Origin of the sequence: Bradyrhizobium sp. U531 (assembly GCF_051710265.1) — a bacterium.
Lineage (GTDB): Bacteria > Pseudomonadota > Alphaproteobacteria > Rhizobiales > Xanthobacteraceae > Bradyrhizobium.
In genome coordinates, this window is sequence record NZ_JASVEN010000001.1 from 187,372 (window position 1) to 209,700 (window position 22,329).

At 65.4% G+C, this 22,329-nt stretch carries 23 protein-coding genes; 8 read left to right on the forward strand and 15 right to left on the reverse strand.

The features are described 5' to 3' along the window. Positions 1-38 precede the first annotated feature (38 nt). The 4 genes from cckA to QRQ56_RS00835 all read left to right on the forward strand — a co-directional run bounded on the left by cckA (position 39) and on the right by QRQ56_RS00835 (position 5,694). Positions 39-2,624, forward strand: coding sequence for a cell cycle histidine kinase CckA (gene cckA, locus QRQ56_RS00820; protein ID WP_438736879.1), 2,586 nt, complete (start codon positions 39-41; stop codon positions 2,622-2,624). Between the two features lie 327 nt (positions 2,625-2,951). Next, complete coding sequence (locus tag QRQ56_RS00825) at positions 2,952-3,965, forward strand: Tim44 domain-containing protein (RefSeq protein WP_438736881.1); 1,014 nt, start codon at positions 2,952-2,954, stop codon at positions 3,963-3,965. 136 nt (positions 3,966-4,101) lie between these two features. Beyond that, positions 4,102-4,782 (forward strand): lectin, encoded by a 681-nt coding sequence (locus QRQ56_RS00830; protein ID WP_438736883.1) that lies wholly within the window; start codon positions 4,102-4,104, stop codon positions 4,780-4,782. Between the two features lie 204 nt (positions 4,783-4,986). Further along, positions 4,987-5,694, forward strand: coding sequence for a glutathione S-transferase (locus QRQ56_RS00835; RefSeq protein WP_438736885.1), 708 nt, complete (start codon positions 4,987-4,989; stop codon positions 5,692-5,694). Positions 5,695-6,051: 357 nt separating this feature from the next. Here the strand turns inward: QRQ56_RS00835 and QRQ56_RS00840 are convergent, their stop codons facing one another. The 4 genes from QRQ56_RS00840 to QRQ56_RS00855 form a co-directional block, all read right to left on the reverse strand. Next, entirely contained in the window at positions 6,052-6,726 is a 675-nt protein-coding gene (locus QRQ56_RS00840; RefSeq protein WP_438736887.1) for a methyltransferase family protein, read from the reverse strand. An 85-nt stretch (positions 6,727-6,811) separates the two neighbouring features. Continuing rightward, the gene (locus QRQ56_RS00845; protein WP_438736889.1) at positions 6,812-7,933 is read right to left on the reverse strand and encodes a helix-turn-helix transcriptional regulator; all 1,122 of its coding nucleotides are present in this window, start codon (positions 7,931-7,933) and stop codon (positions 6,812-6,814) included. Positions 7,934-8,330: 397 nt separating this feature from the next. Beyond that, complete coding sequence (locus tag QRQ56_RS00850; RefSeq protein ID WP_438736892.1) at positions 8,331-8,504, reverse strand: hypothetical protein; 174 nt, start codon at positions 8,502-8,504, stop codon at positions 8,331-8,333. A gap of 310 nt (positions 8,505-8,814) precedes the next feature. Next, positions 8,815-9,288, reverse strand: coding sequence for a hypothetical protein (locus QRQ56_RS00855; RefSeq protein WP_438736894.1), 474 nt, complete (start codon positions 9,286-9,288; stop codon positions 8,815-8,817). Positions 9,289-9,500: 212 nt separating this feature from the next. Here QRQ56_RS00855 and QRQ56_RS00860 point away from each other — a divergent pair, with 212 nt between their 5' ends. Then, positions 9,501-11,156, forward strand: coding sequence for a fumarate hydratase (locus QRQ56_RS00860; RefSeq protein WP_438736895.1), 1,656 nt, complete (start codon positions 9,501-9,503; stop codon positions 11,154-11,156). Between the two features lie 57 nt (positions 11,157-11,213). Here the strand turns inward: QRQ56_RS00860 and QRQ56_RS00865 are convergent, their stop codons facing one another. From QRQ56_RS00865 to QRQ56_RS00895, 7 genes are all read right to left on the reverse strand, one after another. Beyond that, on the reverse strand, positions 11,214-12,263 hold the full coding sequence (locus tag QRQ56_RS00865; protein WP_438736897.1) for a DUF3616 domain-containing protein: 1,050 nt from the start codon (positions 12,261-12,263) through the stop codon (positions 11,214-11,216). Positions 12,264-12,345: 82 nt separating this feature from the next. Beyond that, the gene (locus QRQ56_RS00870; protein ID WP_438736899.1) at positions 12,346-13,266 is read right to left on the reverse strand and encodes an SH3 domain-containing protein; all 921 of its coding nucleotides are present in this window, start codon (positions 13,264-13,266) and stop codon (positions 12,346-12,348) included. Positions 13,267-13,280: 14 nt separating this feature from the next. Then, positions 13,281-13,577 carry a hypothetical protein gene (locus tag QRQ56_RS00875; protein ID WP_438736901.1) on the reverse strand — a complete coding sequence of 99 codons (297 nt, stop codon included), beginning with the start codon at positions 13,575-13,577 and terminating at the stop codon, positions 13,281-13,283. A gap of 106 nt (positions 13,578-13,683) precedes the next feature. Beyond that, positions 13,684-14,238, reverse strand: coding sequence for an inner membrane-spanning protein YciB (locus tag QRQ56_RS00880; protein WP_438736903.1), 555 nt, complete (start codon positions 14,236-14,238; stop codon positions 13,684-13,686). A gap of 12 nt (positions 14,239-14,250) precedes the next feature. Next, complete coding sequence (locus QRQ56_RS00885; RefSeq protein ID WP_438736904.1) at positions 14,251-14,850, reverse strand: hypothetical protein; 600 nt, start codon at positions 14,848-14,850, stop codon at positions 14,251-14,253. Positions 14,851-14,926: 76 nt separating this feature from the next. Continuing rightward, the gene (locus QRQ56_RS00890) at positions 14,927-15,190 is read right to left on the reverse strand and encodes a hypothetical protein (RefSeq protein WP_438736906.1); all 264 of its coding nucleotides are present in this window, start codon (positions 15,188-15,190) and stop codon (positions 14,927-14,929) included. 132 nt (positions 15,191-15,322) lie between these two features. Further along, entirely contained in the window at positions 15,323-16,720 is a 1,398-nt protein-coding gene (locus tag QRQ56_RS00895) for a carotenoid oxygenase family protein (RefSeq protein ID WP_438736908.1), read from the reverse strand. 105 nt (positions 16,721-16,825) lie between these two features. Here QRQ56_RS00895 and QRQ56_RS00900 point away from each other — a divergent pair, with 105 nt between their 5' ends. Together QRQ56_RS00900 and QRQ56_RS00905 are read left to right on the forward strand one after the other, a co-directional pair. After that, positions 16,826-17,560 (forward strand): TetR/AcrR family transcriptional regulator, encoded by a 735-nt coding sequence (locus QRQ56_RS00900; protein ID WP_438736910.1) that lies wholly within the window; start codon positions 16,826-16,828, stop codon positions 17,558-17,560. A gap of 47 nt (positions 17,561-17,607) precedes the next feature. Further along, a complete protein-coding gene (locus QRQ56_RS00905; protein ID WP_438736912.1) occupies positions 17,608-18,261 on the forward strand; it encodes a DUF6321 domain-containing protein in 654 nt (217 codons plus the stop codon). Here the strand turns inward: QRQ56_RS00905 and QRQ56_RS00910 are convergent. Continuing rightward, the gene (locus QRQ56_RS00910; RefSeq protein ID WP_438736914.1) at positions 18,258-18,899 is read right to left on the reverse strand and encodes a hypothetical protein; all 642 of its coding nucleotides are present in this window, start codon (positions 18,897-18,899) and stop codon (positions 18,258-18,260) included. The genes QRQ56_RS00905 and QRQ56_RS00910 overlap by 4 nt on opposite strands. Before the next feature lie 128 nt (positions 18,900-19,027). Between QRQ56_RS00910 and QRQ56_RS00915 the strand changes: the two genes are divergently transcribed. Then, positions 19,028-19,594 carry an SET domain-containing protein gene (locus QRQ56_RS00915; protein WP_438736916.1) on the forward strand — a complete coding sequence of 189 codons (567 nt, stop codon included), beginning with the start codon at positions 19,028-19,030 and terminating at the stop codon, positions 19,592-19,594. Positions 19,595-19,971: 377 nt separating this feature from the next. Here QRQ56_RS00915 and QRQ56_RS00920 read toward each other — a convergent pair whose 3' ends face one another. The 3 genes from QRQ56_RS00920 to QRQ56_RS00930 form a co-directional block, all read right to left on the reverse strand. Continuing rightward, on the reverse strand, positions 19,972-20,418 hold the full coding sequence (locus QRQ56_RS00920) for an NTF2 fold immunity protein (protein ID WP_438736918.1): 447 nt from the start codon (positions 20,416-20,418) through the stop codon (positions 19,972-19,974). Between the two features lie 1,237 nt (positions 20,419-21,655). Then, positions 21,656-22,054: a hypothetical protein gene (locus tag QRQ56_RS00925; protein WP_438736920.1), complete on the reverse strand. Its 399-nt coding sequence runs from the start codon at positions 22,052-22,054 to the stop codon at positions 21,656-21,658. 32 nt (positions 22,055-22,086) lie between these two features. Next, complete coding sequence (locus QRQ56_RS00930; RefSeq protein WP_438736922.1) at positions 22,087-22,317, reverse strand: hypothetical protein; 231 nt, start codon at positions 22,315-22,317, stop codon at positions 22,087-22,089. Positions 22,318-22,329 lie beyond the last annotated feature (12 nt).

Here is a 22,329-nt window from a genome sequence, read left to right on the forward strand (position 1 = left end):
GCGTTGATTCTCTGCAGACAGGCTGCGCCAGCTCGAGAATGACCGCCGAAACCGACCACGACCTCCCACGCGAGCCCGTTGCGGCGCACGAGCCTTCGCCGCGCTCGGGCAGCATTGCGCTGGTTCTGCTGGTGGCTGCCGGCCTCGTCGCCGTCGCCGTCGGGCTGATGACGCTCGGGCGCGCGCAGGCGCAGCCCTACATTCTCGGGGTCCTCGCCGTGCTGGCGATGGTCGGCCTGTTCAACCTGTTCGCCTTCGCCGCAGGCATCATCCGCTTTGCCGACCGCAATCTCGACGACCCCATCATTCGCCGCATTTCCGATCACGCCTTCGACGGGCTCGCGGTCACCGACGCCCGCGGCCACGTGATCTATTCCAATGCCGCCTATCTGACGCTGACCGGCGCCAGCGGTCCGCAGGACGTGCGCCCGGTGGAGCGCGTCTTCATCGGCAATCCCGACGTCTCCGAAGCCGTGTTCCGGCTGCTCAAGGCTGCGCGCGAAGGCAAGCGCCAGCAGGAGGAGGTGCGCATCTCCGGCCAGGACGGCAGCCAGGGCCGCTGGCTGCGCATGCGGGTGCGCCCGCTCGGCACGGAAAAGCGCGAGGCGAAATACGCGGTGTGGTCGATCGCCGACATCACCCGTGATCGCGAGCGCCAGGAGGACGTGTTCCAGGAGCTCCAGCACGCCATCGAATATCTCGACCACGCGCCGTGCGGCTTCTTCTCGGTCAATCCGGCCGGCGAGCTCGCCTATGTCAACGCGACGCTGGCGAACTGGCTCGACTACGACCTCGCCGAGATCGGCTCGGGCGGCCTGAAGCTGACCGACATCGTCTCCGGCGACGGCGCCTCGCTGCTGACCTCGATCGTGGCGGTGCCGGGCGAGGTGAAGACCGAGGTCTTCGACATCGATCTGCGCATGCGCACCGGCAAGACCATGCCGGTGCGGCTCTATCACAAGCTCGCCTTCGGCGCCGACGGCGCGCCGGGGCCCTCGCGCACGCTGGTCATCAGCCGGGCCCGCGACGAGCGCAGCGACCCCGATCGCGCCGCCGAAGTGCGCTTCATGCGCTTCTTCGACCACACGCCGATGGCGATCGCGACCGTCGACCGCGGCGGCAACGTGGTGCGCGCCAATGCGCGCTACGCCAAGCTCGGCCAGGCGCTCGGGCTCGACAGCGCCTCCAAGTCGATCTTCCGTGCGGTCAATTCGCGCGACCGGCACCTCCTGATCGCGGCCATCAACCAGGCCGCCGACGGCCAGGCCGACGTCGCGCCGGTCGAGGTCGCGCTGGAAGGGACCAAGGACCGCTGGGGCCAGTTCTTCGTGACGCCGGTGGATGCCGTCGAGAACGAGGCGGAAGCCGCCATCGTGCACATGCTCGAGACCACCGAGCGGCGCGCGCTGGAGAACCAGATCAACCAGTCGCAGAAGATGGAGACCGTCGGCCAGCTCGCCGGCGGCATCGCCCACGACTTCAACAACGTGCTCTCCGCCATCATGATGGCGAACGACTTCCTGCTGAACGCGCACAAGCCGACCGACCCGTCGTTCCAGGACATCATGCAGATCAAGCAGAACGCGACGCGCGCCGCCACGCTGGTGCGGCAGCTGCTGGCGTTCTCGCGCCGGCAGACGCTGCGGCCGCAGGTGCTCGATCTCGGCGATGCCCTGAGCGATCTCACCATGCTGCTGCGCCGGCTGATCGGCGAGAAGGTCAAGCTCGACCTCGTCCACGGCCGCGACCTCTGGCCGGTGAAGGTCGACGTCTCCCAGTTCGAGCAGGTCATCGTCAACCTCGCGGTCAACGCGCGCGACGCCATGCCCGACGGCGGCAAGCTGATCATCCGCACCGCCAATGTCGCGACGGAAGACGCCGGAAAGCTCGCCTACAAGGGCATGCCGGCCGCGGATTACGTCCGGATCGAGGTCGCCGACACTGGCACCGGCATCCCCGCCGACATCCGCGACAAGATCTTCGAGCCGTTCTTCTCGACCAAGGAGGTCGGCAAGGGCACCGGCCTTGGGCTGTCCACGGTCTACGGCATCGTCAAGCAGACCGGCGGCTTCATCTACGTCGATTCCGAGCCCGGGCAGGGCACCTCGTTCCACATCTTCCTGCCGCGCCATCATGCCGAGCCGGAGGTGCAGGTCGAGCAGCCGGCGGCCGTGGCCGGCGCGGCCAGTGCTGCGGCGAAGGACGCCGCGCCTGCAGCCGCCGAGGCCAAGCCGCGCACCGATCTCACCGGGCAGGGCACGATCCTTCTCGTCGAGGACGAGGAGGGCCTGCGCGCCCTGAACGCACGCGGCCTGCGCTCGCGCGGCTATACCGTGGTCGAAGCCGAGAACGGCGTCGAGGCCATGGAGGTGCTGGAGGAGCAGAGCGGCGGCATCGATCTCGTCGTCTCCGACGTGGTCATGCCCGAGATGGACGGCCCGACGCTGCTCAAGGCGATGCGCGAGCAGAACCCCGACATCAAGTTCATCTTCGTCTCCGGCTATGCCGAGGACGCCTTCGAGAAGAGCCTGCCCGAGGGCCAGCAGTTCGACTTCCTGCCGAAGCCGTTCACGCTCAGCCAGCTCGTGGCGGCGGTGAAGGAGACCATGGCGAAGCAGGGGTGAGGAGCGTTCTCGCCTTTCCCGCGCCTTCCGGTCATTGCACCCGACTCTCTCATTCCGTCATTGCGAGCGCAGCGAAGCAATCCAGGCTGCCTCCGCGGAAAGACTCTGGATTGCTTCGTCGCAAGGGCTCCTCGCAATGACGTGGAAAGAGCAAAAATCTCTTTCAAACCCCACCGGTATCCCGTGACCGCGGTTCCCACCTCGATCCGGCCAAGTCCCGGCCAAATATGGGCTTTTGCCACATCCCCGCGACTGAGGGCCGCAGCCATAGGTTCCGAAACCGGCTTCACTTTTCGGGAAGTCTGCCCATCTTAAGAGCACGTCCCCATGCCGGGGATTTGGGAAACGCAAATGAATTTCTCGCTACGCTCCCGCAGTCTCTTCAAGACGATCGCCGTCGTGCTGGCGCTTGCGCTGCCGACTGCACTGGCGATCTCGTCGGCCGACGCGCGCGTCGGTGGCGGCTCCTCGTCGGGGTCGCGCGGCTCGCGCACCTATTCGGCCCCGCCCTCGACCTCCACGGCGCCGGGCTCGGCCTCGCAGTTCAACCGCACCTACACCCAGCCAGGCGCAGGCATGAACTCGGCCGCGCCCGCGCGCGGCGGCCTGTTCGGCCGCGCCGGCGGCTTCATGGGCGGCCTTGCGGCCGGCTTCCTCGGCGCAGGCCTGCTCGGCATGCTGTTCGGCGGCGGCCTGTTCGGCGGCCTCGGCGGTCTGTCCTCGATCCTCGGCCTGATCATCCAGATCGTGCTCGTGGTGTTCGTGGTGCGGCTGGCGATGTCCTGGTGGCAGCGCCGTCACTCGCCGCAGGCGGCCTATGCCAATGCGGATGCGGGCGCAGGTCCCGGACCGCAGGCGAACCAGCGCAGCGCGCTCGGTGGTGGTCTTGGCGGCGGGCTCGGTGGCTTCGGCTTCGGTGCCAATGCCAACAACGCGCCGCTCGAGATCAAGCCGGACGATTACGAGGCGTTCGAGCGCCTGCTCGGCGACATTCAGGCAGCCTGGTCGAACGAGGACGTGGCCAAGCTGCATACGCTCGCGACCCCGGAGATGGTCTCCTATTTCGAGCAGGACCTCGGCCAGAACCGCGCGCGCAACGTCGTGAACAAGGTGACCAACGTCAAGCTGCTGCAGGGCGACCTCGCGGAAGCCTGGCGTGAGGGCGAGACCGAGTACGCCACGGTGGCGCTGCGTTTCGCGCTCACCGACAAGACGCTGGACCGCAACAGCGGCACGGTCGTTGCCGGCAGCGAACAGCCCGGCGAAGTCACCGAGGTCTGGACCTTCGCCCGCAGGCCCGGCAGCGGCTGGGAATTGTCGGCGATCCAGCAGACCAACTGATCGCAAGGCGATTGAAGATGAAGGCGTCGTGCTCACCGCACGGCGCCTTTTTCTTTTCGGCATCGCGCATCGGAATAAGCGGGCGCGCCTCGGGTTGAAATCAGGCGGCCAACGACAAACACAACGGGAGGACGATATGATCCGCATTGAGAGAACCGTGACGATTTCAGGCCTCGCGCTCGCGATGGCCTTGCTGGCGACGCCCTCGGCGCAAGCGCAGTCGGCCGACATGACCTTCTTCGTGACCTCCAACGGCCCGGGCAAGGGCGCCGATCTCGGCGGCCTCGAAGGAGCCGATGCGCAGTGCGCGAAGCTCGCGCAAGGCTCCGGCGCCGCCGCCAAAACCTGGCGCGCCTATCTCTCGACGCAAGCCGCCGACGGCAAGCCGGCCGTCAACGCCAAGGACCGCATCGGCAAGGGCCCGTGGCAGAACGCCAAGGGCGCGGTGATCGCCAAGGATGTCGCCGACCTGCATGGCGCGGCCAACAATCTCACCAAGCAGACTGCGCTCAGCGAGAAGGGCGAGGTGATCAACGGCCGCGGCGACACGCCGAACCGGCACGACATCCTGACGGGAACGCAACCCGACGGCACCGCCTTCGCTGCGGGCGACGACAAGACCTGCAAGAACTGGACGTCGAGCACGCAAGGCGCGGCGGTCGTCGGTCACGCCGATCGTCAGGGCCTGCGCGATGACGAACCGTCGAAGTCCTGGAATAGCTCGCACCCCTCGCGCGGTCCCGACGGCGGCTGCTCGCAGGCCGATCTGAAGAGCACCGGCGGCGACGGCCTGATGTACTGCTTCGCTGCGAATTGAGTTAAGACGGGAAGATCTCACCTCCGTCATTGCGAGGAGCGAAGCGACGAAGCAATCCAGAGTCTTTCCGCGTAGGCAGACTGGATTGCTTCGCTGCGCTCGCAATGACGGAGTGTGTTGCAAGAGTGTTCCGTCTCACCCTGACGGAACACTCAGCTACATGCTACATTGGTCCTGACGCATTCACGCTGACGGACCTCTCCCATGAAATACGAACTCTACTATTGGCCCGAGATCCAGGGCCGCGGCGAATTTGTGCGGCTGGCGCTGGAGGAGGCGGGGGCGGCATACGTCGACGTCGCGCGGGGAGCGCGCGGGACGGCGGCGATGATGAAGATGATGGACGTGCAGAAGGACACGCCGCCCTTTGCACCGCCGTTCCTGAAAGCGGGCAAGCTCGTCATCGGCCAGACCGCCAATATCCTGCTCTATCTCGGCAGCCGGCACGGTCTCGCGCCGAAGACGGAAGCCGGGAAACTCTGGGTGCACCAGCTTCAGCTCACCATCACCGATCTCGTGGTCGAGATCCACGACACCCATCATCCGCTCGGGCCCTCGCTCTATTACGAGGATCAGAAGCCGCCGGCGAAGAGGCGCACGGCCGATTTCTGGAGCGAGCGGGTGCCGAAATATCTCGGCTATTTCGAGCAGCTTCTCGGCGAGAACGGAGGCGCGTATGTCACGGGTCGGCGGCTCACTTATGTCGACCTCTCGCTGTTCCAGATCGTCGCGGGGCTGCGCTATGCCTTTCCCAGACGCATGGACGCGTTCGAGGCGGACATTCCGGGCCTCGTCGCCTTGCACGACCGGATCGCCGCGCGGCCGAACATCAAGGCCTATCTCGCAAGCCCGCGCCGCATTCCCTTCAACGAGCAGGGTATCTTCCGCCGCTATCGCGAGCTGGATGGCTAAAGCGTTTTCGAGCGAAGTGGACGCCGGTTCGCGTCAGGAAAACGCGTCAAGACAAAAACTCTAGCCGGTCCGGAGGGAGGCTGGCGGCAGCCCCCGTTCCGGACCGGCCGCTTCGGGCGCGATCAGTCGCCCGAACGCGTCTTGGCCGGGCCGCGCAAGTGAACGCTCCGGCGCAGAGCGCTTATTGGAATCATCGGGGACGAGAGAGAGGTCGTGCTCGTCGGGGCAGGGTGGCTTGCAGAACATCGTTGTCTCCCGTCGCAAGGATGCGGGTTCCCTTAGCGGGGTTCGCCTGCTGCGACGTCACTCGTTCGGAGGAGGCGGGACGATTTTCCGTGCAGGGAGAGTGAGGCGTCCTCACCAGACGCCCGGCAGAAGGCGATAGCGCACCCGTTCGGTGTAATCGACGTAGCCCGGCAGGCCTTCGCGCAAGATGCGTTCCTCGATGCCGATGCGGATTGCGAACAGGACGACGAAGATCGGGACCATCAGCAGTCCCCGCCACGAGCCCAGCAGCAGCGGCACGCCGGCGTAGAACACGACCATGCCGCCATACATGGGATGACGCACATGGGCGTAGGGGCCGGTCGAGACCACGTGCTGCGCGCGTTCGGCCTGCAGCTTCACGACGGGGGCCGCGAACGAGTTCTCGCGGAAGACCCGGAGTGTGAACAGTGTCGAGAGCAGGAACAGCGCGAAGCCGGCGGCCTGGAGCACGACCGGCATGTCGAATGATTGCATGCGCTGGTCGAGGCCGATCAGCGCCAGCCAGAGCAGCATCGCGGCGACCAAGACGCTCATGAACACCTTGTCGGCGGTGGGCTGATCCTTCTGCAGGACCGGCCGCAGGCGCTCGGCGAGCAGCGCCGGATCGATCCGGTAGAGCCACCAGCCGCAGAGCGGGCCGAGCAGGGCGCATGTCACGAGGAAGATCCAGGCCGACGGCCAGCGCAAGGTCCCGGCGGAGGCGAACAGCAGCGCGCCCATCCCCGCGGTGGTGATCGTGCTCTGCAGCAGCAGTCTGGCGATCATGGTCGATCCCGTCCGATTCCCGCCGGCGCATTGGCAGCAGGTCTTTCCGGCAAACATGCGGCCGCTGAGGCGATCGAGACTCGCTTCAGACCTTGATCGGCGGCGTGAAGGCGGCAACCAGCCGAACCAGGTCCGCCTGCCGCTTGGTCCCAGTCTTGACGAAGATCCGGGCGAGATGGGTCTTGATCGTGGTTTCGGCGATGCCCATGCTTCTGGCCACGTCGGGAACACCGCCGATCTCGACGATGGACAGGAAGACGCGCAGCTCGGTCGGCGTCAGCTTGAACAGCTTGCGGATGAGGTCGGGCGCGACGATCGTGTCGAGCGCGGCCTTGCTGACGAATAGAACGGCGCAGGCATCGTAGCTGGCGCCGAATCTCTGCCGGCGCCCAGCCGTCAGCGGCAGCAGGTGCCCGACATAGTGCGAGCCGTCGCGCGCCGTCAGATGCAGCGAAATGCTCGCGCTCGTCATCGTCCGGTCACCGAGAACGGTGCCCGCCAGCGCCTGTCGCAGCACGCGATCGGTGTTCAGATCCGACGTCACGAGCCGGCCGCGGACCGAACGCAGCACGTCGGCGTCCTCCAGAATGTCGCGCGCGCTCGTATTGAAGTGCGTGATATGGCCTTCGGCGTCGAGCAGCAGGACGGCGGTTCGCAGCGCGTCGAGCGTACGCACCGAAGTCGTCTCCAGCTCGTTCTGGTGCTGCAGCTTCTGCCTGACCAGCATGGCCCGTTGCAGGTGGGGCGTGAGGTGGGAGATCACCTGGTACATCCTGCGGTCGACCGGACCGCCGCCCTTCATGATCGAAAGGCGGGATACGCCTTCGGAGGATTTGTCGAGCAGGACGTTGGCGGCATCCTCGAGCCCCTGCGGCCGCGTCCACTCGTTGTAGAACATGGTAGTGCGGAATTCGTCGACGTCGATCCAGTCCCTGATCGTCTGGATCTGGCCGACCGCCGCATGGAGCACGCCGCGCGACGGATCGAATGGCTCGTAGGTTTCGATGTAGGACTGGATGTAGGCGGGATCGACGCCGACAGCGTGCGAGATCACGGGCTCGCCCGCCGCCCCGATCCGCACCAGGCCGCCGCTCTGTCCGCCCGAGATGTCGACGATGCTATGAAGCGTCGCCGACCACCTGGAATCGTCGAGCGCGGCATCGTAGATGTCGGCGACCAGCGACAGCAGCTTGTCATTCATTTCCATTGGCTTGTCCCACAGACGCTGGCCGACCGGACGTAGGGATGGGCTCGTTCGGCCTCACAGATGAGCACGCCGGATACCGAAGTTGGATGAGCCGGATCACACTTGGGGGGCGCGCGCCGATCCGGAGGCGGGGGACTTGCGAGTCGAGGACTGGCGAAGGGGACAGCGCTGAAGCGGGCCGCGAATGCGGAAGGGGTATGCAACCCATGCGCGAGCGAAATCCGCCGCGTACTCGCGGCGGCGACCGGGATCGAGTTCGGCAATTGCAGTCGTGCGATCATGCGCAGGTCCCGGGGTGACCGCGCACGAATCTGATCCAGCTATCCGGCAAAGATGCGGCCGAATGCGGGACGGGCCCGATCGACCGGATCGGGCGATCCGTCCTCGCGGGGGCCGATCAGGCGAGCTGATCGATCCGCGTGCCCTGACCCGGCGGCAGCGGCGCAGGCGGCGGCGGCTCGTAGGTCGGGTCGGCATCCTTGGTCTTGGCCTGCTCGTCCTGCTGCTTGGTCGCCTCGTAGCTCGGCACCACGATCGCGATGGGCGGCGGCGCAACGGTAGAAACCTTCATGCGCAAATCCTCACATATGGAAACAATTCAGCCTGCGCCGTGAGGAGCGAAAATTCCTTCAAGCCAATCGTTAAAATGCGAGCGATCTAACGCGTGGGATGGGCGGTGTTTGCGTCTCATCCGCGCGGTGGCAAAGGAGGCGACGCGGCCTATCCCCGTCATTGCGAGCGTAGCGAAGCAATCCAGACTGTCTCAGCGGAGAGATCTCTGGATTGCTTCGCTGCGCTCGCAATGACGGAGTGTGTGGCAGGCGGCGCCGCGATGCGTTTCGACGCGGGGCGCGTGGCAAGAGAGCGGAGCAGTGCCCCGCTTATTCGTCCTTGCCGCGCGTGATCGCAATCGACGCATCCGTCTTGGTGCGCGTGCATTCCATGTTGAGGCGGCGGTAGCGCATGTTGACCTTGTCGCCGCGGAGCAGGCCCATTCGCTTCAGGCAGCGTGTGGCGCCGGTCGTGGTGTCGTCCTTCGTCACGGTGAAGACGATCGCCGCCATCGATCCCACCAACGCGTAGAACTCCGGCTTGGGCTTGCGATCGCCCTTGGCATAGAGCTCGATGGAGAATTTGTCGCCGCGGCAGCCGACCGACAGCTCCTTGGCCGCCGGATGCGAGAGATAGACGACGTTGCCGGCGCGGAAATTCACCTTCATACGCTCGACCTGGTTCGCGAGCTCCTTGGCGCTGTCGTCGCAGCGATCGGCGCGCGCAGGCGAGGTGAGGGTCACAAGGCCGGTGATGGCGGCGGCGACCAGGATCGCGCCGCGGACGTTCGAGTTCAAAGTCATGATGAAAAGCCCCTTAGGGCGCGCATTCAAGCGTCGTCGGACGCGAAGCGCAAGGGCGGGAACGGGCCTTTCCACGTGCTGCGCCAATGCCTTCCCAAGCCCCGGCCGCCCTCTTTGATGCGTACCGGGTCCCTTCCTTTTCGGTCCAAAATGGGCTTAGAACGCTTCTACGCGAGGGCCCGCGCGTGGCCCCAAACCCCTGGATTCGTCCCATGAACGCTCCCACCGCCTTCCCCGACCAGTCACAGCCCGTTCCGCCCTACAAGCACACCCCGCTGTTCCCGCTGGGCAAGGACGAGACGCCCTACAAGAAGATTTCGTCCGAGGGCGTCAGGGTGGAGAAGGTCCTGGGGAAGGACATGCTGGTGGTCTCGCGCGAGGCGCTGCGGGCGCTGTCGGAGGCGGCCTTCGGCGACATCAACCATTACCTCCGCCCCGGCCATCTGAAGCAGCTCCGCGCCATCCTGGAGGATGGCGAGGCGAGCCCGAACGACAAGTTCGTCGCGCTGGACTTTTTGAAGAACGCCAACATCGCCGCCGGCGGCGTGCTGCCGATGTGCCAGGACACCGGCACGGCGATCATCATGGGCAAGAAAGGCTGCAACGTCATCACCGACGGCGAGGACGAGGCGGCGCTGTCGGAAGGCGCGCGGGACGCGTATCTCCGCCGCAACCTGCGCTACTCGCAGGTCGCGCCGCTGTCGATGTACGAAGAGAAGAACACCGCCAACAACATGCCGGCGCAGTGCGAGATCTACGCCGAGGGCGATGACGCCTACAAGTTCATGTTCATGGCGAAGGGCGGCGGCTCCGCCAACAAGAGCTTTCTGTTCCAGGCGACGCCCTCGGTGCTGACCAAGGACCGGCTGCTGGCGTTCCTGAAGGAGAAGATCCTGACGCTCGGCACCGCGGCGTGCCCGCCTTATCACCTCGCCATCGTGATCGGCGGCACCTCGGCCGAGCTCTGCATGAAGACCGTGAAGCTCGCCTCCGCCCGCTATCTCGATGCGCTGCCGACCCACGGCTCGCCCGACGGCAACGCCTTCCGCGACGTGGAGATGGAGAAGGAAATCCACAAGATGACGCAAAGCTTGGGGGTGGGCGCGCAGTTCGGCGGCAAATATTTCTGCCACGACGTGCGCGTGATCCGCATGCCGCGTCATGGCGCCTCGCTGCCGATCGGGCTCGGCGTGTCGTGCTCGGCCGACCGCCAGGTGCTCGGCAAGATCACGAAGGACGGCGTCTATCTCGAGGAGCTCGAGCACAATCCGGCGCAGTATTTGCCTGAGGTCGAGGAGTCGCTCGGCGGCGAGGTCGTCAAGATCGACCTCAACCAGCCGATGAAGGACATTCTGGCGACGTTCTCGAAATATCCGATCAAGACCCGGGTCTCGATGACCGGCACCATGATCGTCGCGCGCGACAGCGCCCACGCCAAGCTGCGCGAGCGGCTGGAGAAGGGCGAGCCGCTGCCGGATTACTTCAAGAACCACCCGGTCTACTACGCCGGCCCCGCCAAGACGCCCGAAGGCTACGCCTCCGGCGCGTTCGGTCCGACCACCGCGGGCCGCATGGATTCCTTCGTCGAGCAGTTCCAGGCCGCCGGCGGCTCCATGGTGATGGTGGCCAAGGGCAACCGCGCGCCGGCCGTGCGCGAGGCCTGCAAGAAACATGGCGGCTTCTATCTCGGCTCGATCGGCGGCGCCGCGGCGAACCTTGCCGAGCACTGCATCAAGAAGGTCGAGGTGCTCGAATATCCCGAGCTCGGCATGGAAGCGATCTGGCGCATCGAAGTCGTCGACTTCCCGGCCTTCATCATCGTCGACGACAAGGGCAACGACTTCTTCAAGGAGTTGAACCTGGGCTGATCGAGACCTGCGTCGTCCGCCGGTTTCAGGCCGGCGGACGGTCCACGCAGCGTGCGTTCAGCGCTTCAGGCTGAAAGATACGGCGCCGCCATTTTCCGCACTGTCGAACATGACGAGGGTGCGAATGCCGGCTGCGTCTTCCTCGAGAGGAAGCAGAATCTCGGCTTTGGCGCCCGCCGTGACTGTGCTGAGATCGAGCGTCGCCAACGCCTTTGCTTCCTTGCTGCTGCCGTCCCACAGCCAGATCGTATAGGGCACGTTTTCGTCCCGCGTCGGTCCCGCGAGAATCAGGATGCCGCCGTTCACCACGGCAAGGTCCCGGATCCCGGTGTTCTCCCCCAGCTTCAGCGGCGTCGACTCTGGTTTGAGATCGTCGGCCTTGGTGAAGAGTGCGTCTGCATCGACGCTGAGCACGAAGGCCTGCTGCTCCAGTGACGGTCCCCGCAGTCCGAAGTACATGCGGCCGTTTCTGACCGCAATCCCTTCGACATTGACGCCGCCTTGCGCGAGCGGCTTGTTGAATTTTTCTTTGACAAATTTGTCGTTCTCGATCACCTCGCGCATTCGCGGGCTCGGCTCCACGCCGTCGACCTTCTTGGCGTTGGGTTCGGTCTTGGGGACGCCAGTTTGCGGATCCACGGCGATGCGAAATACGACGTAACTCGACAAGTTCTCCTTGTCGCTCTTGCGGCTGCGGCCGTGCGAGCCGGTTACATAGAAGAAGCCTTTGTCATATGCGACGCCTTCGGCATCGGGATCCTTGTCCTCGTCCGAAAGCCGGATGAGCTTCTTGGGAGTGAGGACGTTGCCTTCGATCGAGAAGAACTGCGCATATTTCTTCTCGTCATTGGCGATCAGGCATGACGTGAATTTCGGCGTGGTCGGCACGCACGCCGCGCCGCTCAAATTCATGCGCGGCTGGTCCTTGAACTCGTCGTCCTTGTCGTTCTTCTCGAAGATCGAGGCGGGCTTCCAGGTGGTCGCCTCCGGCGAGATCTTCGGCGGCAATGTTTCGCCGCGTCCGGCCGACGTCGTCGCTCCCAGCAGAATGCAAACGAATACGGCGGTCAGTGATCGATGAAATCCATGCGTGAAATTGTACGGCATTTTTCCCTCCCGGGCGCAATGCTCAAATACAATCCTGAATTGTGAGCAAGGGCAAGGGCGAGAACGCCGCAGCGTGCTCGTCTCAGCTGCAGTTCGTGACCTGGTTGGAACACAGCGCGCGCCACCAGCCGCGGACGCCGTCGTGGCTCTCGACCAGGCCCCAGAAGCCGCTGCAGGCGAGCAGGCGCTTCGGGCCGCCGTCGCCGTCGATCGGGCCGCCGAGCTCGCGCTGGGCCGGGGTCCATTGGGCGTCGACAAAGGGCGCCTGGAACAGGCCGCCTGCACGCGTGGCGCCGTTGGCGTAGTTGGCGCCGACCTTGTTGGACGCGACCCAGCCGCGCCCCGCATAGGGTTTTGGCGCGCTGCGCGGATATCGCTTCTCGTCCTCGTAGTCCTTGCCCGGCGGCTTGGCGCCTTCGATCAGGAACCAGCCGTTCTTGAAGCCGACGATGTGGAACTCGGTGAGCCAGCCGCCGTCGGGCGTGTTCTCGGCGCCGCCGAGCTTCAGCCGGTAGGGCGGCGGCAGCGTGCCGAGCACGCGCGCCGCCGCCGAGGGTTCGGCGCGCACGTTGAGACCGCCTGCATCCTTGTCGATGGACCAGGCGCCGAGACTGCAGGGCTCGGTGCCGTCAGGCAGCGCCGTGCGCTTTGCCGCAAGCTCGGCGTGCGGCTTGGCGAAGTCGGCTTCGTCGTTGTCCGGATCGGGCTCGGCGCGCGGCTTCAATTCGGCGGACACTGCGCGTGTCGCATCCGGTGTCAGCGCGACCACGAGGCTCTGGCGCGCCGCGAACACGCTTGCCGGTGTCTTCGGATCGTTCGATGACGCCGGATAGACGGCGAGGTAACCGGTCGCGCCTTCTGTGCGATAGGCGCTGCCGGCGACATAACCCGCTGGCACCATGGCGAGCGCGCTTGCGCGCCACGCCGGTTCGGCGTCGTCCGCGCGCGCCGCCTGTGCCACGACGCACAGCATCGTCGCCGCGATGAGACGAAGCGCGCGCATGATCGAGTGCGGCCTTACGCGCGGGCGCCCGTGAAGGGGAAGCTGCCCATCGGGCCGATGCCCATCTCGCCGTTCATGCTGTCGCCGGAGACGGTGCCGGTGAACTCGAGCGTGAGCGGCATCGGCTTGTCGATCGAGACCTTCCAGGAGACGTTGTCGCCGGAGACGGTGCCCTCGAAGATTTCGGCGGTATTACCTTCCGCGCCCTGCGTGCCCGTGAGCGTGCCGCCCGCGGCCTTCACGTTCAGCGTCGCCTGGCGCTCGCCCATCGGCGTCGTCATGGTCAGATTCCAGTTGCCGTCTACGGCCATTCCCGTCTCCCGAACAATCCCGGCGGACCGCGACGATCCGCGGCCAGTCCTCAAGCGAGCCTATAACCCAACTCGCAGCTCCTGCCTAACCCCTCGAATAGGGCGTTTAGGCGCGGGCGGCGGCGCGCCGGCGGCTGGTGACGATGAGCCGCAGCACGACGTACTGCACGGCGAAGGCGAGGATCTTGGCGCCGCCGGCGACCACCGTGAGGTAGAACGCCCACAGCTTCAGATCGCCCGTGGAGGCAACCACGATCATGCCGGCGCCGATCACGAACATCAGCACCGCCCAGGCATAGCCCGCGGCCGTCACATATTCCGGAACGGTCTCGACGACCATCGGCGGCATGTAGCGCAGCATCCAGCCGCGCTTGAGCATGATCGCGCCGATGGCGAAATGCGCGATCGAAGGCTTCGCCATCATGAAGCGGGGATCGTTGGTCAGCAGCGTGACGGTGCCGAGGCCAACCACGAGCGCGAGGCTCGCATAGGTCATGTAATTGAGCGGCTGCCCCTTGATGCGGGCGTAGATCACCTGCGCGACGGCGCCGGCCACGGCCACCGAGGTTGCCAGGATCACGTTGTCGGTGACGAGATAGACGACCAGGAAGAGGATCGCAGAGAAGAGATCGGAGGCGAGGCGGGCGAATACGTCCTTCATCGTCAATCCTGTTCAGCGGGCGGTGGGCAAGGTGGTGGGCAAGGTCGTTGTCAAGGCGCGGTCGGGCGCACCGTACTTGATCTGGCGATACTCCGGATACCACTTTGTGAAGTAGATCGCGCTGTTGCGGGCGGCGAAGGCGACCGCAAGGCTGGTCCAGAGCGGCAGGCCCGGGACGTAGAGCAGCACGAGATTGGCCGCCGCCATCAGCAGCGCGGCGACGGTCCAGGCGCCGGTGATGACGTAATTGGCATAGAGGAAGCCCGGCATCGCCGCGGTCTCGGCCGGTACCGATTCAAGCGCATATTGCAGCGTGAAGGGACGACGGAGCAGGATCGAGCCGAGCGAGATGACGAAGATGCCGATGTCGACCGACAGCTTGACGCCGAGCGTTCCGAGTTGCGGATCGAGCAGCGCGAGGTAAAGGCCGAGTGCGGCGAACACGATCGCCGAGCCGGCGGCCAGGATCTTCACCGAGCGGCCGCACGCCACATCGATCGCGACGGTGACGAAGCAGATCGCGGAGGCCGCGAACACGCTTGTCGCGGCCGACGTCACCAGCATCAGGAAGCTGTAGACGCCATAGGGCGCGAGGATCAGGAAAATCGTCATGGGCCGCCTCGGTCAATCCGATCTTTACGATGTAAAGATCAATAGTTCAGACGGCGTGCCGGGTCAAGCCAAATCTTTACAGTGTCAAAATAACGTAAGCGGCATGTAAAAGCTGAGCCGCTGCAATGGCTTGATCGGAGGCCTCCTCGGCCAACTCCGCCCAGGGCAGGTGCGAAAGGAGGGGCAGTGCGCAGGCGACCGCCAGACCAAGGGCGAGCAGGATGCCGCCGTTGAAGATGATCTGGCCGCTCCGCCGCAGCCGGATCATCTGGACCGCAGCGACGGCGCAGACCATGGCCAGGAGGGCGAGAACGTCTGCGGTGATCGAGGATATGTACATGGTGGATTCCCGTTTCCGCGATGTCATTCCGGGGCGACGCGGAGCGTCGAGCCCGGAATCCATTGAGCGGCATACACGCGGTAAAATGGATTCCGGGCTCGCGACTGCGTCGCGCCCCGGAATGACAGGCTGCTACTGCGCGCCCACCCAATTGCCGTGAAACCCGTCGGGTACGCGATGGCCGAGCTGCACCAGCGCGACGGGGCCCGCTTCGACATCGGTGGCGTTGAACACCGCGAGGTCGCTGCGGTTCTCGCGTGCGCGCCAGACCACCGCGAGCAGCCAGCCGTCGCCCTCGCTCGCATCCTTCGCGCGCTCGACGAACACGGGCTCGGAGATGGTGTCGCCGGCGGGCAGCAGATAATGGCCGAGCCGCTTTCCGTTGCCGTCGACATGGACGACGCCGGAGAGCGCGCCGAACATCGGCAGTTTCGGATTGGCGCAGGCGTACCAGCCGTGACGGGTCTTCAGTCCGGCGCGGCGGTCGTCGATGCGCGGGAATTCGCCGGTGAGATCGTCGAGATAAGTCTGCTGGAAGCGGTCGGTATTGCCCGAGAGATCGAAGGTCCAGCGGCAGTGCCGGGCGCGCGACTTCTCGGGATCGGTCGGCCGTCCGTCGGGATGCGGAAACAGCGGCGCTTCCTCGAACTGCATGACGTCGGCGACGATGCGGTTCTCGTCCTCCCACGCATTCATGATGTGGAAGACGTAGCAGGCTTCACCGCGGAACCAGACGATGTCCTTCGCCGTGCCGCTTCGCTTCATCACGCCGACATAGGCGCCCTTGTCCGGCTCCCAGGCGTAGGGCGGCCGCCCGCTCATCGCGCGCTCCATGCTGCCGGTGATGGGCAGGATCGGAAACAGCACATGGTTCGCGGTGACGATGAAGTCGTGCACCATGCTGGCATAGGGGGCCTCGAACCGCTCGAAGCGCGTCGCCTTGCCGGCGGCGTCGATCGATCCGTAGGAGAGGGCAGGGGTCAACGGCCCTGCTGCGTTGTAGCCGAAGAACACCAGCTCGCCGGTGACGGGATCGATCTTCGGATGCGCGGTGAAGCTGCCGGCGACGCGGCCCTGGTAATCGTGATAGCCGCGTGTCGCCAGCGTGCCCGGCTCGATCTCGGTCGGCAGATGCGCTTCTTCCAGCGCCAGCAGCTTGCCGGCATGGAAGATGATGTTGGTGTTGGCGACACCGCCGTCGGTGAGATCGGCGGGGGCATCCGGCAGCTTGCGGCCGAAGCCGCCGAACAGCGCGCGGCCGGCATCGTGCTCGGCGAGCCATTTCGGCGTGCGGACCCAGCGGTTGCGATAGCTGGCGCGGCCGTTCTCGAGGTGGAAGGCGTGCAGCATGCCGTCGCCGACGAACCAGTGGGCGCCGGGGGACTCGAACTGCGGATTGGGTCCGTTGCGATAGAGCACGCCGTTCAGCTCACGCGGCAATTCGCCGATGATCTTGAGGAAAGGTGCGTCCGCTTCGAACGGGATCGGCCCGATATTGTTGCGGCGCTCGGCGATGGCGTCGTGCTGCACGGCGTAACCTCCCTATCTTTACATCGTAAAGATGAGATAGCGCCGATCCGCGTTCCGGTCAAGCGAAATCTTTACACTGTCAATATTGCGTCATATAGCTTGCCAATGGCCAAGACAGACACCAAGACCGACACCAAGAGCGAAACAGCGCGAAGCGCGCGTGCCCCCAAAAAGGCTGCGTCATCGCGTGCGGCGCGTAGCGCGGGGAACGCTAGGACCGAGACGCCGTATCACCACGGCGCCTTGCGCGAGGCGCTGTTGCAGGCCGCCGAACGGGTGCTGGAGCGCGACGGGCTCGCCGGCCTCACCTTGCGCGCGGTGGCGCGGGAGGCGGGCGTGTCGCACGCCGCGCCGACCCATCATTTCGGCGATCTCACCGGCCTGCTCAGCGAGCTTGCCGCCGTCGGCTTCCGGCAATTCAACGCGGCGATGGCCTCGTCCTGCGATGCGGCCACCACGCCGCTCGAACGCGCGCTGGCGCGGCCGAAAGCCTATGTCGCTTATGCGCAGGCCCATCCCGGCATGTACGGCATCATGTTCCGCACCGAGCGCCTCGACTATTCCAGGCCCTCGCTGCACGAGGCGGCCGAAGCTTCCTTCGCGGGCCTCGCCAATGCGATCGGCATGATGCGGCAGGAACAGATCAGCGGCGATGCGCTGACGCTGAACCAGGGCGCCGCGATCGCACGCGCCTGGTCGATGGTGCACGGCTTCACCACGCTGCTGCTCGACGGACGGCTGGAAGACATCTTGGGGCGCCTGCCGGAGGGGACGACGGCCGAGCGCCTGCTCGAGACGATGCTGATGGCGCCCATCTCGGGAAAGCTGCCCGGCCCCTGATCGTCAGGGCCGACGCAACCCTTGCCGTGATCGGGCGTTGACGCCGCATGGCAAAAACATCACGCGCCCCCTGGAAACGCGCCAATCCCCGCAAGCGGGCCGGCAAGGCCGCGAGGCATCTCAGTCCCGCAAAGAAATCGGCGGCGAAGGCGCGCGCCCGCCGCGCCGGCCGCCGCTATCCCAACCTCGTGGACAACATGCGCATGGCAGCGAAGAAGAGCTCCAAAAAGAAGGCTTCCAAGAGAACTCCCAAGAAGGCTGCGAAGGCAACGAAGTCGAAGACATCCGCGAGGAAGACCCGCAAGCGCACCGCAAAGAAGGCGACAAAGTCCTCACGCAAACGCAGCGCATCCGCGCGCGAGAAGGATCCGCGCGGCGGCCTGACCGCCGCGGGCCGCAAGGCGTTCGCGCGCAAGCAGGGCGCTCATCTCAGGCCCGGCGTCACCAAGAAAGCATCGGAGATGACGCCGCAGGAGATGCGGCGGAAAGGCAGCTGGGCCGTGCGCTTCTACGGCCGCGCGAAATTGCCGCCTCTGGTCGATGCGAAGGGGCAGCCGACCCGGCACGCATTGTCGGCGCATGCCTGGGGCGAGCCGGTTCCGAAGACCGTGGCGGCGGCACGGCGTATTGCCGCGAAGGGCGAGCGGCTGCTGGCGCGCTATCGGCGTGCCAAGGCGCGAGGCCAGGCGAGGCGAGGCTAGTGCATCGTCGCCAGCTCGACGGCGCGGCCGCGCGTGCCGATGATCTTCACCTCGTCCCTGCCGCAGGTGAAGCCGCGGGCGAAATCGTCCGCGGCCTTGCGCGCGAGCTCGTTGGCGGCCGGGTTGGCAATCGCATCGACATAGGCGACGTGGCAGACCGGGCCGGGCGGCAGCCGGGTCACGACCAGCATGGCCTTGGTGTTGGGCCGGCCTTGCTTGTCGGGATCGCCGTTGTCGGCGATGTGCCAGCGCTGGATGATCGCGAACGGCTTTGCGTCCATGGCGCGCCATTCGATCGTGGTCTCCGATGAATTGAACGGGCCAAACCAGACCTTGGCCGCAGGTTCCTCGGCGGCAGCCCTGCGATTGCGGCCGACCGAGACGATTTCGCGAAGATCGTCCTCGGCGATCAGCACTATGAGCCCGTTCTTGCCTGGACATGCCCGCGTGGTGCTGCCGTCGAGCTCGCCGGGCTTGCCGATCTGGCGGCAATCCCTTGGTGCGGTGGAGGTGTAGCTGCTGCCCACGGATTGGGCGGCGGCACCGTTCAAGCCGATGCCTATCGCCAGGACGGCCAGGCCGATGCAGGTGACGTGGTTGATCATGTGGGCTTCGATGGTCCGGGAACTCGCTCTCATCAGACGTCTTCACTGTGGGCAAGGTTCAAACGAAGGTGGGTTGGACCTGACAGCGGCGCGGAATCGTTCTAGAAGAGCGGCTTCGCCTGAGGCATCCAGCCTCGTTCGCGTTCTCAATCCTCTCGATCATGCCAGCCATCGCTTCCAGCAAATCCTACCGCGTCGGCCGCTCCAAGACTGGACTCGGCCTCTTCGCCACCATGCCGATCAAGAAGGGCACCCGGATCATCCGTTATTTCGGACCGATCCTGGACTCGCGCATCCCCGAGCAGGACGACATCGAGAACAAATACCTGTTCGAGCTCAACGGCCGCTGGACCATCGACGGCTCGGTGCGCAAGAATGTCGCCCGCTACATCAATCATTCCTGCCGGCCCAATGCGGAATCCGACGTTCGCCCGCGCGAGCGCAAGGTCTTCATCCGCGCCATCCGGAATATCGAGCCGGGCGACGAGATCAACTACGATTACGGCACCGACTATTTCAAAGCCTATCTGAAGCCGATCGGCTGCAAGTGCCCGTCCTGCGAGGCCAAGCGCAAGAAGCAGCGCGCCGAAGCGCGGGCGGAAGCCGCCAAGGTGAAGGCGCGCAAGGCCAAGAAGGTGGTCGCGAAGGGGTCGAAGACCAAGGCCGCCAAAAAGAAGAAGCTCAACGGCAAGCACTTCGCCGGCAAGGCCGGGCGCGCGAAGGCGTAGTGTTCCGGAGGCCGAGCGCTCAGCCCTCTGTCTCCGTCCTCTGGGCCCGGCCCACAGCCCGAGACCGACGTTCTCGCCTCCTCTCCGTCATTGCGAGCGCAGCGAAGCAATCCAGGAGTCTTTCCGCGGAGACAGTCTGGATTGCTTCGCTGCGCTCGCAATGACGGCGCGGGCAAAAGTCCCGTGGGCTGACCACGCAACCAGCAAGACGGGTGGCCCCGAAGGATGGGCGGATCGCAGCTATGCCGATCGCTTTTCAGCCGCGCGGCATGGTGGCGGCCCTTGCCAACCCCATCGGCCTCAGTGCCACTCTCCGTACTCACTGCCGCTGTTTGACGGTCAATCGTGCCCAGAACGCGTTGCCGCGCTAGAGGCGCTCATTGCTCGTGATACGCGCGCAAAACCTTGAAGGTTTTCCTGTCAATGAAGACGACTGGAGTGCCACCGACAAAACCTTCCGGCAGTTGGTACTCCACTTGCCAGAATTTTGTCGTGCTCCTGATGATTGGCGGGCTCCCAGCGAGATCAAAGGCTGGCCAGCGAGTTGCCACATAGTCGCTCGCGATCTGAGCAACTTTGAGCTCGTCCTCTTTCACCGTTGGCCCATTGGCTCTCAAATCGCTCGAAAGGAACGCCGCCGCGGAGAAACAAAACACGAAGGCTAAGGAGCGAAAGACCATCATGAGAGCGTGCCGCGCGAATGGCTGAAGGAGTTCGGCTCCGGCCCAGTGCAGGCCTTCCCGGCCTCGAACAGATGGAGCCCAATTGGAGATCAGGAGGGCAAAGGTACGGTGGATAACTATGCCCTTTTCAGATCGGTCCATCTTACCATCGTTCTGTCAACCGCAAGGAACGATTCGAAATGGACCTGGATTGTAATGCCTACTTGGTCGGCTACGGCTCTATGCCTCTACGCAGCGCAATCAGGCGCATCAAACGACGATCTCCCGGTGAGTTTCCGTGCTTCCCAATTTTCTGCGAGGGCGATCCGGATAGCTTTACCTTGGCGGAAGTAGACGCAATGGACGATCCAGCAGAGGAGTAAGGCACATTCTCAAAGGTGATATGGCTGCCGCTCATGACGACGGCGTATGCGAATAGCTTCCAGGCGCGCGCGAGGCGTCGGGCAAAACACCCAAAACCCGTCAACCCCTCCCACTAGAAATATATCGCTTTTCCGAATTTCGGATTTGTGGCATATGTCCTCCATCCCGGCCCTGCCAGAGGGGCGCTTCGCGATCGTCACGAGATGCGGGTCGGGGTGCGGTGGACGCGGTAGCGCCGGCGCGGCAAGCGATGACAGGGACGGGCGACCGTTGAGTCAGGCGCGGCGCGCTACGACACGGCGCGGTCACAGCGGTTGGGTCGATGGTCTGGGGTGCGCACACTAAGCCCCGGGTGTTGAGGCCCAACCGTCCGCGGACGGAGAAGTCGTGTGGTCCCGGCGCCCGCGGTTCTGGCGTCAAGCCTCGCGGTGATGTGGCGGCCAACCGGCACGAGCATCGAACAGCGGCGAGGCGACGGGGGCAATAGTGCAACGCTCCCCGAGGAGAGCACGAAGGACACCGTTAAAACCATCCGCGCAGGGAAGGCCGGGCGACCGGCAACACCTGTGATCCACCCCGTGTGCATTTCTGTTGCGCACGGATTGCGGGTGCCGCCGGCGCCCGGCCTTCCCTGCGCCCTCTGGTCTTTCGAGGGCGGAACGAACAGCAAAGCTCGGGCGAAAGATGCCGCGAGAACGGGAAGGCGTGCCTGCAATTGCGAGAGCCGATGAAATGCGATCCGCTTGCCACTTGCTCCGTCATTGCGAGCGCAGCGAAGCAATCCAGGAATCCCTCCGCGGAGGCAGTCTGGATTGCTTCGTCGCAAGGGCTCCTCGCAATGGCGTGGAGAGAGCGACCGATACACTCGCGGCCCGTGCCCCGGACGCAGCGCAGCGCGCACTTGCGCGGTGCGCTGCAGAGCCGGGGCCCATGCATCGACGCGGCAGGCGGCCAGTGGGTCCCGGCTCTGCGCAGCAGCGCGAGAGCGCTGCAGCGCGTCCGGGACACGAGAGGGTCACGCGACCGCAACGATGCTGCTTCGCCGCAACCCCAAATATTGCAGCTCGGCGAACACGCCGGTGGCGATGGCCTGGGCGACGACCATCAGCTCGCCGGCAAGGTTCGGCGACACCGCGCCGGAGAACAGCATTGCGATGCTGCCGACCGTCCAGGCCGCATTGCCGACCACGACCAGCAGCACGAGCGGCTTTGCGACCGAGGCGCGGGAGGCGAGCCAGCCGACCAGCGCGGCATAGGCGATCAGGAACAGGCCGGTCTCGCGCAGCAATGCTTCCGGCAGGTTGAACAGAGCTGCGAACGCGCTGGCGCCGAAAGTAAAGCCGAGCGCGGCGACGCCGCTGAAGATGGCGTCGGCGAGCAGGGCGCGGCGGAGGAAGGTGGATGCGTCGATCATCGGTAGTCTCCTTGGCTGGGCTGGGGTGGAATTCACTGCCGTCCGCGCCACCAAGCGCGGAGCAGGCGGGCGAGGCGGAACGGGCAGAGGCTCCTGCCGACGCCGTGCTCGAAGGCGATGACCTGTGCGACCACGTAATCGCCGGTCGAATGCACCAGCGGCTCGGGCATGTTGAGGCTGCGCGCCAGCAGGCGGGTCGCGAGCGTCATGGCCCAGGGAAGAAGGTGGTCGGCGACGGTCCGGTAGAGCAGCAGCGCGATCATGGTCATCTCCTG

Bases quoted from the DNA above. Each gene is read 5' to 3' on its own strand.
- cckA (WP_438736879.1), top strand. From the start codon at position 39: ATGACCGCCGAAACCGACCACGACCTCCCACGCGAGCCCGTTGCGGCG.
- QRQ56_RS00825 (WP_438736881.1), top strand. From the start codon at position 2,952: ATGCCGGGGATTTGGGAAACGCAAATGAATTTCTCGCTACGCTCCCGC.
- QRQ56_RS00830 (WP_438736883.1), top strand. From the start codon at position 4,102: ATGATCCGCATTGAGAGAACCGTGACGATTTCAGGCCTCGCGCTCGCG.
- QRQ56_RS00835 (WP_438736885.1), top strand. From the start codon at position 4,987: ATGAAATACGAACTCTACTATTGGCCCGAGATCCAGGGCCGCGGCGAA.
- QRQ56_RS00840 (WP_438736887.1), bottom strand. From the start codon at position 6,726: ATGATCGCCAGACTGCTGCTGCAGAGCACGATCACCACCGCGGGGATG.
- QRQ56_RS00845 (WP_438736889.1), bottom strand. From the start codon at position 7,933: ATGGAAATGAATGACAAGCTGCTGTCGCTGGTCGCCGACATCTACGAT.
- QRQ56_RS00850 (WP_438736892.1), bottom strand. From the start codon at position 8,504: ATGAAGGTTTCTACCGTTGCGCCGCCGCCCATCGCGATCGTGGTGCCG.
- QRQ56_RS00855 (WP_438736894.1), bottom strand. From the start codon at position 9,288: ATGACTTTGAACTCGAACGTCCGCGGCGCGATCCTGGTCGCCGCCGCC.
- QRQ56_RS00860 (WP_438736895.1), top strand. From the start codon at position 9,501: ATGAACGCTCCCACCGCCTTCCCCGACCAGTCACAGCCCGTTCCGCCC.
- QRQ56_RS00865 (WP_438736897.1), bottom strand. From the start codon at position 12,263: ATGCCGTACAATTTCACGCATGGATTTCATCGATCACTGACCGCCGTA.
- QRQ56_RS00870 (WP_438736899.1), bottom strand. From the start codon at position 13,266: ATGCGCGCGCTTCGTCTCATCGCGGCGACGATGCTGTGCGTCGTGGCA.
- QRQ56_RS00875 (WP_438736901.1), bottom strand. From the start codon at position 13,577: ATGGCCGTAGACGGCAACTGGAATCTGACCATGACGACGCCGATGGGC.
- QRQ56_RS00880 (WP_438736903.1), bottom strand. From the start codon at position 14,238: ATGAAGGACGTATTCGCCCGCCTCGCCTCCGATCTCTTCTCTGCGATC.
- QRQ56_RS00885 (WP_438736904.1), bottom strand. From the start codon at position 14,850: ATGACGATTTTCCTGATCCTCGCGCCCTATGGCGTCTACAGCTTCCTG.
- QRQ56_RS00890 (WP_438736906.1), bottom strand. From the start codon at position 15,190: ATGTACATATCCTCGATCACCGCAGACGTTCTCGCCCTCCTGGCCATG.
- QRQ56_RS00900 (WP_438736910.1), top strand. From the start codon at position 16,826: ATGGCCAAGACAGACACCAAGACCGACACCAAGAGCGAAACAGCGCGA.
- QRQ56_RS00905 (WP_438736912.1), top strand. From the start codon at position 17,608: ATGGCAAAAACATCACGCGCCCCCTGGAAACGCGCCAATCCCCGCAAG.
- QRQ56_RS00910 (WP_438736914.1), bottom strand. From the start codon at position 18,899: ATGAGAGCGAGTTCCCGGACCATCGAAGCCCACATGATCAACCACGTC.
- QRQ56_RS00915 (WP_438736916.1), top strand. From the start codon at position 19,028: ATGCCAGCCATCGCTTCCAGCAAATCCTACCGCGTCGGCCGCTCCAAG.
- QRQ56_RS00920 (WP_438736918.1), bottom strand. From the start codon at position 20,418: ATGGACCGATCTGAAAAGGGCATAGTTATCCACCGTACCTTTGCCCTC.
- QRQ56_RS00925 (WP_438736920.1), bottom strand. From the start codon at position 22,054: ATGATCGACGCATCCACCTTCCTCCGCCGCGCCCTGCTCGCCGACGCC.
- QRQ56_RS00930 (WP_438736922.1), bottom strand. From the start codon at position 22,317: ATGATCGCGCTGCTGCTCTACCGGACCGTCGCCGACCACCTTCTTCCC.